A 9,529-nucleotide genomic window follows, 5' to 3' on the forward strand; every position below is an offset into this window, starting at 1 on the left:
ACCGAGGCGGCGGTGGTGTGCTGTCCGGACCGCGCTCGCGAGCGCCGGTTCGCCACCGCGGACATGGCCGCGCACGGGCTGGGCGGCGGCATCGGTGTGCCGATCGGGCACGACCCGATCTGGGGGGTGCTGACCGCGCATTTCGCCCGACCGTGCCCCATCCGGGAGCGCGAGGTGGCCCTCCTGCGCGCGGTGGCCGCGGTACTGTCCACCGCGCTCGGCCGCATCGAGGCGGAGGAGCGATTGCGGCATCGGAGCCTGCACGACCCGCTCACCGGGTTACCGAACCGCACCCTCGCCCTGGAGCGTCTGCGTGCCGCCCTCGATCGAGCGGCACGCACCGGCGGCCGGGTGGCGGTGTTGGTGATCGACCTCGACAACTTCCGACACCTCAACGCCCGATTGGGGCACGCCGGTGGCGACGCCGCCCTGATCCGACTCGCCGACCGCTTGCGGTCCGTGGTCCGGCCGACCGACACCGTGGCGCGCCTGGGCGGCGACGAATTCCTGATCCTGTGCCCGGCCGTCACCGGTCCCGCGGACGTGATTGCGATCGCCGACCGGATCGCCTCCGTGGACCCGCACCCGGGTGCCGGGCCGGTCACCGCGAGTATCGGTATCGCCGTCACCGGTGCCGCCGTCTCCCCGCATGAGCTGATTCATCACGCCGACCGGGCGATGTTCCGGGCCAAGGCCACCGGGCCCGGCCGCTACGCACTGCACCATCCCGACACCTACGGAACGTGCCGATGAGCCGCGCATTCAAACAGAACTCCGGGACAAGCGTGGTCGGGCTACCGCACAACACCCGGGCTCGCGTAGAGCTGGGTGAAACCTCGCGGTGCCCGAAGGCCCCGCTGGTCAGGCCCGATGGTGTACCGAGGTGGGCGCTGGGTGGGACTGCCAATACACCCCGGAGGTTGGGCACGCCGCTCACGTCAGGATGAAACCCCGGAGGCTGCGGGGCACGAGTTCGAACCACGCGCTCGTTTCCGCCGCGCAGATGCGGGGTGCTAGTCCTGCCCGCGCGGTGGTGGTGAGCCTTGCACCCCGCCGGGGTCGTGTTCGGGGCCCGCAGCCGGGCCGCCGGCGGGTACGCGTTCCCGGAACCGGGCCGCCTCACTCGGCCCGGAGGTCCCGCCGTGGTCGAGTTCACCGTGGTACGGGCCCGGCTTCGGACGGGCCGTTCCGCCGGGGAACGCGAGCCGCAGGATGGTCCGGTGCACCATGGTCCACTGCTGGACCAGCGGCCCGGAGTTGTAGGGCAGCTTGTACCGTTCGCAGATCTCCCGCACCTGGGGCGCGATCTCGGCGTAGCGGGTACTGGGCATGTCCGGGAACAGGTGGTGCTCCACCTGGTATCCGAGATTCCCGCTGATGATGTGGAACAGCGGACTGCCCTCGATGTTCGCCGCACCGACGAGTTGACGCACATACCAGCCGCCGCGGGACTCGTTCTCGACCTCGTCCGGACTGAACGTGTAGGTCTGGTCCGGAAAATGCCCGCAGAAGATGATCCCGTGCGCCCAGACGTTGCGGATGATGTTCGCGGTGGCGTCCGCCACCAGGGTGGCCAGGAACGTGCGCTCGCCTCCCGGGATGGTCCGATCGAGTGCGTCGGCGACGCCCGAGAATCGGCCGGACGGGCGCAGGGCCCGCAGCCGCCGCCCGAGTCGGGAGGATGCCGGTTGGCCGAGCCGACCCCGGAACGCGAGCTGGGCCAGGCCGAACGCGCCGGCACTGACCAACGGCCAGCCCACATAATCCTTCACCACCTGCGCCCGCGCCTTGCCCGCGATGCCCTTGAGGTCCTCCCAGACCTCCGGCCAGGACTTTTCGCCGGCCCGCACGGCCTCGAGGTCCATGTCGTGCAGGGCCACCCCCCATTCGAAGAACGCCATCAACAGCACGTTGTAAAACGGTTGCGCCAGGTAGACCGGGTGCCACTTCTGATGCGGGTCGACCCGCATGATCTCGTAGCCCAGGTCCTTGTCCTTGCCGCGAATGTTGGTGAAGGTGTGATGGATGTAGTTGTGCGAATGCTTCCAGGCCTTCGCGGTCGACGCGGTGTCCCAGTCCCAGGACGAGGAATGGATGTCCGGGTCGTTCATCCAGTCCCACTGGCCGTGCATCACGTTGTGACCGATCTCCATGTTCTCCAGAATCTTGGCCATCCCCAGGCAGGCGGTGCCCGCCACCCACGCGGGTTTGAAGGCCGACCCCAGCAGCAACACCCGGCCCGCCACCGCCAACTGCCGCTGGGCGGCGATCACGTTCTTGATATATCGGCGGTCACGCTCGCCGAGGTCCGCGTAGACCTGGGCGTGGATGGCATCGAACTCCTCGGCCAACGCCGCGATGGTGTCCTCGCTCAGGTGCGCGAGGGGGCTTTCGGTATCGATGCTCACCTCGGGGTCCCTTCGTTTTCACAATTCGATCTCGATGTCGCCTTCCGCGGTGTTGACGCAGGTCCGCACCACCTGGCCCGTGAGGTCGGCCACCTCACCGGTGCGGAGATCGCGCAATTGCCCCGACCGCAGGGTCCCGGTGCAGGTGTGACAGATCCCGATCCGGCATCCGTACGGGAGTGTGGCTCCTGCTTCCTCTCCGGCTACCAGGATCGGTGTACCCCCATCGCAGTCGGTTTCAATCTCGCTTTCGGTGAAATGGATCCGTCCGCCCGAACCGGCGCCCGCGGATCCGCCGATGATCGGTTGGAAACGCTCGAGGTGCACTTTCTCGGGGTCGCCGTGCTCGTCCCAGTGCTCGACCATCGCGTCGAGCATGTCGCCGGGCCCGGACAGGAACGCCTCACGCTCGCGCCAATCGGGGCACAGCGTGTCCAGATCGGCCGGCGTCATCCGGCCTTCCGTCTCGGTCAGCCGCACCTGCAGACGGAAGCCGTCGTGGCGGCGATCCAACTCGCGCAACGTGGCATCGAACATGAGCTGCTCGGCGGTCCGGTCGCAATGCACAGCCACCACGTCGCGAAGACCACCGCGGTGGTCGAGATCGCGCAACATGCTCACGATCGGGGTGATGCCGCTACCCGCACTGACGAACAGCAGGCGCCCCGGCAGCGGTTCGGGCAGCGTGAACACGCCCTCGATCTCACCGAGCCGCACGATGCCGCCGGGAGCGAGCTCGCGGACCAGGTACGGCGAGACCGTACCGCTCGGCACCACCTTCGGGGTGACACTGATCAGACCGTCGTCGGCGTGCGGGTCGGACGTCAACGAATACGCCCGCCAGTGGTAGACGCCGTCGATGATCACCCCGAGGCGCACGTACTGCCCGGCCCGGTGCCCCGACCATTCGTGACCGGGCCGGATCACCACCGTGGCCGCGGCCGCGCCAGCCGGTTCGACCCTCTCCACCCGCCCGCGCAGCTCCCGCGTGGTCCACAGCGGGTTGATCATCTCCAAATAGTCGTCCGGCAGCAACGGATGGAACAGATGCCGAACCGCGCGCAGGAACCGTTTCTGCGCCTTGGGAACCTTGGGACGCGCACCACGCTCCGCCATAGATTCACCGTAGAGGACCGTGCCCGCACCGGCGGGCGGTTCCCGACGTCCCCGACTTCCACCACAGCTCGCCCCGACGAACGGCCGAGGGCACTCACCGTGTTAGTCACAGCGACGCCCCCGGGGCGGCGTGCCTCTTCCACAAAGCGATCCCACCACCACGGGGGCGCTCGCATACCGGCCCGCCATCCAGATGAGGACATGCTCGGCATATCTTTCGCGAAAGCCGCTCGGCCACAAACACACTCTGCGGCACCGGAGAATGCAAAAATCCGACACCCGAGCCCGGTGCGCTGAGCATGGGCGCGCGGGTGCCGGTACGCCGGCCGTCCGAAGCGGATCGGCCGGGATGGTCTGTACAACCTCGATCCCCTCTATTCGAACGCGCGTCGGCAGCGGTCGATCATGTCCTCGGCCCGGCGCCGGAAATCGGTCACCTCCACGCCGTCGAGTAGTTCGCCGAGGACGTCGAGTTCGGTGAGCCACCAGCCCATCTCTTCGATTCCGTCCTGTCGGCGGGGGCACTGGTGGCTGAACTGCAGAACCGACCGCGAGTGCCCGTCGCCGGTGATGTCCCACCTCAGCACGATCTCCCCGCAGGTGTACTCGAGCAGGCTGGGCGGCCGGACCCGGCACGCCATGCCCATGCCTCCGCACGCGGGATGCAGCAGGCGGAGCACCCGCCACACCTCGTCACAGTTGTGGTGCAGACGACGCTCGAGATGCAGCCGGTAGCGCCCGTTCTCGTCGACGGTGACGATATCGGTCATCGGCGGACATCCTCCGGCGCCCCGACCTTCGGATCAACGTGATCTTTCACGAGGCGTACCCGGGTACGCGGGCGCGCAACCGACACCTCCCCACCGCCCACGAGGGCTCGGAGTGTCGCTACATGGCACGAGCCGGTCACGGCGTGAGTGAATTCCCGCTGGTCAGGCCCGATGGTGTACCGAGGCGGGCGCCGGCTGGAAACCGCTGGGTGGGACTGCCAACACACCCCGGAGGTGGGGCACTCCGCTCACGTCACCGGTGAATCCCGCCCCCGCGACCGCGGGGCACGAGTTCGAACCACGCGCTCGTTCCGCCGCGCAGATGCGGATCCGGGTAGCACAGGGCGAGGCCTTGCGCATCGAACGCGGTGAACCACTCCTGCCAGGAGAGGCGCGCGAGCTCGCCGGTCCGGACCCCGGCAAAGTCGATATGCGGTGATCACGGGTCGAGGCCATGGCCGTCAGCCAGGCACGGTCGGGCCTGGATCCGCATCCGGTGGGTGGTCCCCGGATGTCGAACCAGAAAGCTTGAGCGCGGAGTATCGATCGTATGAATGCTTCGTCCATCGGCGAGCCGAATCCTGCGGTCGGTGAGGGCCATGCTCGCCGGCGACCGCGTCGGGGCCCGGGTGCAACTCGACGCCGCCGAAAACGAACCCTCTCCACTCGTCCGAGCAGAGACCCTGGTCGATGCCCTGGTATGGCTGAATGTCCTTCTCGACGTCAAACTTTCCGCGTTTCCAGACCGTCCGCCGGAGTAGGGAGCGATCGACCCCCATCGTGCCCTGCGCCAAGCTGCGGACAGGAACCAGTAGGACATTGTCAGGCCGGAATGATGGTGGGGCCATTCGGTGAGCAGCCACACCTCGGGAAGGCTTCCGTCCTCGGCGCGCGTGGGATGACCCGGTTCGCGGGGCGGATCCGCGGCGCGGCGAAGCGCGACTTCCTGCAACCAGTCACCTCGCGGTCGTGGAGCCTCGACTTCGCCGCGAGAATCAACCGCGGCGCCGTAGAGTGATTCGGGCCGAGCGAGTCCCTGATCTGATCCTCGGGAGCAACCCGCGCCGCTGTCTCGGCCCGAGTTGGACAGAATCTGGGCATCGAGTTCGGCGTCGAACACCGGCGATGGGCCCGGCAGTGGCCTTCTGCCGCACATTCGGGTGCAACCAGCCGCGCACAGCCCTCCGGATCACTTGCTGGGGCGCTCCCTCCGGACGAGGAGGACGGAGTCGCCTGCGGGCTTCCACGGCAGAAGGGCGGCGACCGCGACCGCGCCCAGCAGCGACGCCGAGACGGTGAGGTAGGAGGCGAGTTGGAGGCCTTCCAGACACGCGGATTTCATCGCATAGATCAGGTCGGCCTTTTGTTGCGCAAACGCGGGATTGGTCGGGTGGTTCACGATCTCGAGCACGCTGATGACGGTTTCGCGGGCAAGCTCTTCTCGTACGGGGTCATCAGCAGGTCCGGGATGGCATCGATCCACGGGCCGACCTCGGTCGTGTATGGGACGAGGCGTTTCGCATCGCCCCATCGCTGCCATCACTCGCCTGCGACTGCGACGGACCCCAAGTGCGTGAATTCGGCGACTATCTGCTTGCCGGGTTCGACGAAGACGGCGTCGGTCATGCCGCCGGTCAGCACGATCCAGCCGGCTTCGAGGGCGAGTCCGCGTTCGGCGAGGGCATTCGCGGCGAGCGCGAGGGCCTCGGCAGGATGGCCCTGCACGGCAGCGCCCGTCGCCGAGTCCACGACCGTGCCGTCCACCGACAGCACGCAGGCCTCGAGGGCGAGATCGAGAGCGCGCGGGTCGCGTTCGACGCCACCGATGACGAAGCGCGACGATGACGCGTTGTCGGCGAGTACGTCGGGCAGGGTGAACTTGAAGTCGATGAAGCGGCTGTCGATCACTTCGATGCCCGCGTAGACGGAGCGGACGGCGGCCATCGCGGTGGCGGCGGTGACCCCGGGACCTTCGAGGCGTTCGCCCAGTACGAAGACAATCTCAGGCTCCACCCGCGGATGGATCAGCTCGCCGGTGGGGATCGGGACGCCGGCCTCGAGCACCATTCCGTCGGTCAGCCACGCGGTGAGAGGCGACGTGATGCCCATCCGCTGCTGCTTCGCACGGGAGGTGAGCCCCAGTTTCACGCCGATGATCTTCTCGCCCTGCGCCACCTTGCGGGCGATCAGCGCGGCCTGCACCTGGTAGGCGGTCTCCACGTCGAGTTCGGGCCAGTCGTCGGTGATGGGGTGACGGTCGGTTCTGGTCTCCTCGGCGCGGAGGAGCACCTCGGCGGCGGTGTCGATGGTCCACTCGGTGGTGTCGGTGCTCATACGGTGACTGCTTCCTTCCGGTTACTGCTCTGTCCTGCAAGTTCGATCGCGACGTCGATGATCATGTCTTCCTGTCCGCCGACGTAGCCGGCTTCGCCGACGCGGGCGAGGATCTGGTGGGCGGGGACGCCGTAACGTCGCGCGGCGCGTTCGGCGTGGAAGAGGAACGAGTTGTACACCCCGTACTTCCCCTGGATGATCGAGTTCCGGTCCGCCACAGGCAGTCTGAGGATGAACGGTTTGGCCACCTCCTCGGCGACGGCGAGGACGGCGTCGGTGTCCACCCCGGTTGCCACACCGAGGCGTTCGAAGGCGACGGCGAGGATCTCCGTGGGCGAGTTTCCGGCGCCGGCGCCGAGTGCGCACAGGGTGCCGTCGATCTGCCGGGCGCCCGCATTCACTCCGGCGATGGAGTTCGCGACACCGAGGGACAGATTCTGGTGCGCGTGCACCCCGACCTGCGCGTCGGAGCCGAGTTCGGCGACAAGGGCGGCGACGCGGTCGGCCACTCCGTCGGGCAGCAACGCGCCGGCGGAGTCCACGACGTAGACGCACTGGCATCCGGCGTCTGCCATGATCCGGGCCTGTGTCGCGAGGTTCTCCGGGGTGGTGCGGTGCGAGAGCATGAGGAACCCGACGGTCTCCATGCCGAGGTCGCGGGCCGCCCCGAAGTGCTGGATCGCCACATCCGCCTCGGTGCAGTGGGTGGCGATGCGGGCCACGGAGGCGCCGACGTCGTGGGCCTTGCGCAGGTCGGCGACGGTGCCGAGGCCGGGCAGCAGCAGGACGGCGATCTTCGCTGTTGTCGCTTCCTCGACGGCGGCGACGATCAGCTCGATCTCGTCGACGGCACTGAACCCGTAGATGAACGTGGACCCGGACAGGCCGTCGCCGTGGGTTACCTCGATGACGGGCATGCCGGCAGTGTCGAGTCCGCGCACCACCTCGTGCACCTGGGCGACGGTGAAGTGGTGGGACACGGCGTGGCTGCCGTCGCGCAGGGTGGTGTCGGTGAGACGGATCGAGATCGGGTTCTCGGCAGTGGAGGTCATCGGATGCTCGCTTTCTGCTCGGTGCGGGCTGCTGCCAGGAGTTGCGCGGCGCGGGTGGCGGCGGCGGTCATGATGTCGAGGTTGCCTGCCCAGGGCGGGAGGTAGTCGCCGTTGCCTCGCACTTCGAGGAAGACGGCGACGCGGGCGTTGCCCTGCCATGCGGGCATCGGGTCGTCGAACTGCGGGTCGGCCCGGAGCGTGTAGCCGGGGACGTACTGCTGGACGTCGGCGACGATGCGGTGGATCGAGTCGGTGATCGCATCGCGGTCGGCGTCCGGGGAGATGGCGCAGAACACGGTGTCGCGCATGATCATCGGCGGTTCGACCGGGTTGAGGATGATGATCGCCCTGCCGCGGGTGGCGCCGCCGACGGTTTCGATGGCGTGGGAGGTGGTCTCGGTGAACTCGTCGATGTTGGCACGGGTTCCGGGACCGGCGGAGCGGGAGGAGATGGAGGCGACGATCTCCGCGTACGGCACATCGGTTGCCCGGGAGACCGCGTGGACGATCGGCACGGTGGCCTGGCCGCCGCAGGAGATCATGTTGACGTTGGCCGCGTCCACCGCGGCGCCCAGATTGACCGCCGGGCACAGGAATGGTCCGATCGCGGCGGGAGTGAGGTCGACGGCGGTGATCCCGGCCTCGGCGTACCTCGGTGCGTTGGTGAGGTGGGCTCCGGCGGAGGTGGCCTCGAACACGAAGTCCGGCATCTCGTCTTGGGAGAGGAGCCAGTCGACGCCGCCGGCGCTCGCCTCGACGCCGAGGTCGCGGGCCCGCTGCAGGCCGTCGGAGGCGGGGTCGACGCCGATCATGTAGCGGACGTCGAACTCGGTGGTGCGTTGGAGTTTGACGAGGAGGTCGGTGCCGATGTTGCCCGGACCGACGATCGCTGCTGTAGCCACTACTTCTCCTTCGATTCTGCGAAACTCGCTGTCACGCTGCCGAGTCCGGCGAACGTTGCGGTCACGGAGTCACCGCCGCTGGCGGGGACGGCCGCGGTCACCGATCCCGGCATGATCACCGACCCGGCCTCGAGGGTGATGCCGAGCGGGCCGACGGTGTTCGCCAGCCACACCAGGGCGTTGAGCGGAGACCCGAGCGCTGCACCGCCGGCGCCCGTGCCCACTACCTGGCCGCCTTGGTGGACCACGCAGCCGATGGTGCGCAGGGACAACCCGGATTGCGTGAGCTGCGACAGCGTCACCGGTGTCGACCCGAGGACGACACCACCGGACGACGCATTGTCGGCGATGGTGTCGGCGAGGGTGATCTTCCAGTCCCGGATCCGTGAATCGATGATCTCGAGCGCCGGGAGTGCGTAGTCCACCGCGGACAGGGCGTCCGCGGCGGTGACTCCGGGACCGGTCAGCGCCTTCTTCAACACGAACGCGATCTCCGGTTCGACCTTGGGGCTGATGAAGCGGTCCACCGGAATCGGTAGCGATTCCAGGTAGAACATGTCGTCGGTCAGGTGACCGTAGTCCGGCTGGTCGACGCCGAGCTGACGTTGCATCACCGCCGAGGTAAGTCCGACCTTGTGCCCACGCACGCGGCGGCCTGCACCAGTCCAGTGGCGCACCTGGTGCAGCTGTACCGCGTACGCGTCGCCGAGCGTCATGTCGGGGTGAGTGTCGGTGATCGGAGCGATGGGCTCCCGGTCGTCATACGCGGTGAGCAGGGACTTTGCGATCAGTGCGGGATCGAGCTGTGTCATAGGTTCGGAGACCTTCGCGTGGCTGGATCGGATTGCGGAGTCGATCACGTCCTGAGTTGTACCGTCGCCGCCGGCGCGACTGTCTGGACCGCGGGACGAGGACTACCGATCGCGCGGCTTCACCTGCCGCGCCCC

General features: G+C 68.1%; 11 protein-coding genes and 1 pseudogene. 3 read left to right on the top strand and 9 right to left on the bottom strand.

Annotation, left to right across the window (positions count from 1 at the left end):
• Positions 1-753, top strand: a 753-nt coding sequence (locus RJ1_RS43755; RefSeq protein ID WP_255284965.1) for a sensor domain-containing diguanylate cyclase, incomplete at its 5' end; no start/stop codon positions are given.
• A 260-nt stretch (positions 754-1,013) separates the two neighbouring features.
• Here RJ1_RS43755 and RJ1_RS43760 read toward each other — a convergent pair.
• The 4 genes and pseudogenes from RJ1_RS43760 to RJ1_RS48595 all read right to left on the bottom strand — a co-directional run.
• Positions 1,014-2,408 (bottom strand): fatty acid desaturase family protein, encoded by a 1,395-nt coding sequence (locus RJ1_RS43760; protein ID WP_073370773.1) that lies wholly within the window; start codon positions 2,406-2,408, stop codon positions 1,014-1,016.
• Between the two features lie 18 nt (positions 2,409-2,426).
• Positions 2,427-3,524: a ferredoxin reductase gene (locus RJ1_RS43765; RefSeq protein ID WP_073370775.1), complete on the bottom strand. Its 1,098-nt coding sequence runs from the start codon at positions 3,522-3,524 to the stop codon at positions 2,427-2,429.
• A gap of 374 nt (positions 3,525-3,898) precedes the next feature.
• Complete coding sequence (locus tag RJ1_RS43770; protein WP_073370778.1) at positions 3,899-4,294, bottom strand: SRPBCC family protein; 396 nt, start codon at positions 4,292-4,294, stop codon at positions 3,899-3,901.
• Positions 4,295-4,547: 253 nt separating this feature from the next.
• Positions 4,548-4,727 (bottom strand): annotated as a pseudogene (locus RJ1_RS48595) (hypothetical protein); the annotation flags it as partial.
• Positions 4,728-4,884: 157 nt separating this feature from the next.
• On the opposite strand from RJ1_RS48595, the gene RJ1_RS47130 reads away from it, so the two are divergent.
• Complete coding sequence (locus tag RJ1_RS47130; RefSeq protein WP_162850283.1) at positions 4,885-5,055, top strand: hypothetical protein; 171 nt, start codon at positions 4,885-4,887, stop codon at positions 5,053-5,055.
• 71 nt (positions 5,056-5,126) lie between these two features.
• Positions 5,127-5,312 carry a hypothetical protein gene (locus tag RJ1_RS43780; protein WP_073370787.1) on the top strand — a complete coding sequence of 62 codons (186 nt, stop codon included), beginning with the start codon at positions 5,127-5,129 and terminating at the stop codon, positions 5,310-5,312.
• A 171-nt stretch (positions 5,313-5,483) separates the two neighbouring features.
• On the opposite strand, the gene RJ1_RS43785 is transcribed toward RJ1_RS43780, so the two are convergent.
• The 5 genes from RJ1_RS43785 to RJ1_RS43805 form a co-directional block, all read right to left on the bottom strand.
• Positions 5,484-5,705 (bottom strand): hypothetical protein, encoded by a 222-nt coding sequence (locus tag RJ1_RS43785; RefSeq protein ID WP_073370789.1) that lies wholly within the window; start codon positions 5,703-5,705, stop codon positions 5,484-5,486.
• Positions 5,706-5,833: 128 nt separating this feature from the next.
• A complete protein-coding gene (locus RJ1_RS43790; protein ID WP_073370795.1) occupies positions 5,834-6,628 on the bottom strand; it encodes a 2-keto-4-pentenoate hydratase in 795 nt (264 codons plus the stop codon).
• Positions 6,625-7,680 (bottom strand): 4-hydroxy-2-oxovalerate aldolase, encoded by a 1,056-nt coding sequence (dmpG, locus tag RJ1_RS43795; protein WP_073370801.1) that lies wholly within the window; start codon positions 7,678-7,680, stop codon positions 6,625-6,627. Before dmpG ends, RJ1_RS43790 begins: the two co-directional genes overlap by 4 nt.
• Positions 7,677-8,582, bottom strand: coding sequence for an acetaldehyde dehydrogenase (acetylating) (locus RJ1_RS43800; RefSeq protein WP_073370803.1), 906 nt, complete (start codon positions 8,580-8,582; stop codon positions 7,677-7,679). Before RJ1_RS43800 ends, dmpG begins: the two co-directional genes overlap by 4 nt.
• Positions 8,582-9,394 carry a 2-keto-4-pentenoate hydratase gene (locus tag RJ1_RS43805; protein ID WP_073370809.1) on the bottom strand — a complete coding sequence of 271 codons (813 nt, stop codon included), beginning with the start codon at positions 9,392-9,394 and terminating at the stop codon, positions 8,582-8,584. The genes RJ1_RS43800 and RJ1_RS43805 overlap by 1 nt, the downstream gene beginning before the upstream one ends.
• Between the last annotated feature and the right edge of the window lie 135 nt (positions 9,395-9,529).

Origin of the sequence: Rhodococcus jostii NBRC 16295 (genome assembly GCF_001894825.1) — a bacterium.
GTDB classification, from domain to species: domain Bacteria; phylum Actinomycetota; class Actinomycetes; order Mycobacteriales; family Mycobacteriaceae; genus Rhodococcus_F; species Rhodococcus_F jostii.

What these genes read in the sequence shown, in the direction of transcription:
- RJ1_RS43805 (WP_073370809.1), bottom strand. Translation starts at nt 9,394, where the DNA reads ATGACACAGCTCGATCCCGCACTGATCGCAAAGTCCCTGCTCACCGCG.
- RJ1_RS43765 (WP_073370775.1), bottom strand. Translation starts at nt 3,524, where the DNA reads ATGGCGGAGCGTGGTGCGCGTCCCAAGGTTCCCAAGGCGCAGAAACGG.
- RJ1_RS43770 (WP_073370778.1), bottom strand. Translation starts at nt 4,294, where the DNA reads ATGACCGATATCGTCACCGTCGACGAGAACGGGCGCTACCGGCTGCAT.
- RJ1_RS43780 (WP_073370787.1), top strand. Translation starts at nt 5,127, where the DNA reads ATGATGGTGGGGCCATTCGGTGAGCAGCCACACCTCGGGAAGGCTTCC.
- dmpG (WP_073370801.1), bottom strand. Translation starts at nt 7,680, where the DNA reads ATGACCTCCACTGCCGAGAACCCGATCTCGATCCGTCTCACCGACACC.
- RJ1_RS43790 (WP_073370795.1), bottom strand. Translation starts at nt 6,628, where the DNA reads ATGAGCACCGACACCACCGAGTGGACCATCGACACCGCCGCCGAGGTG.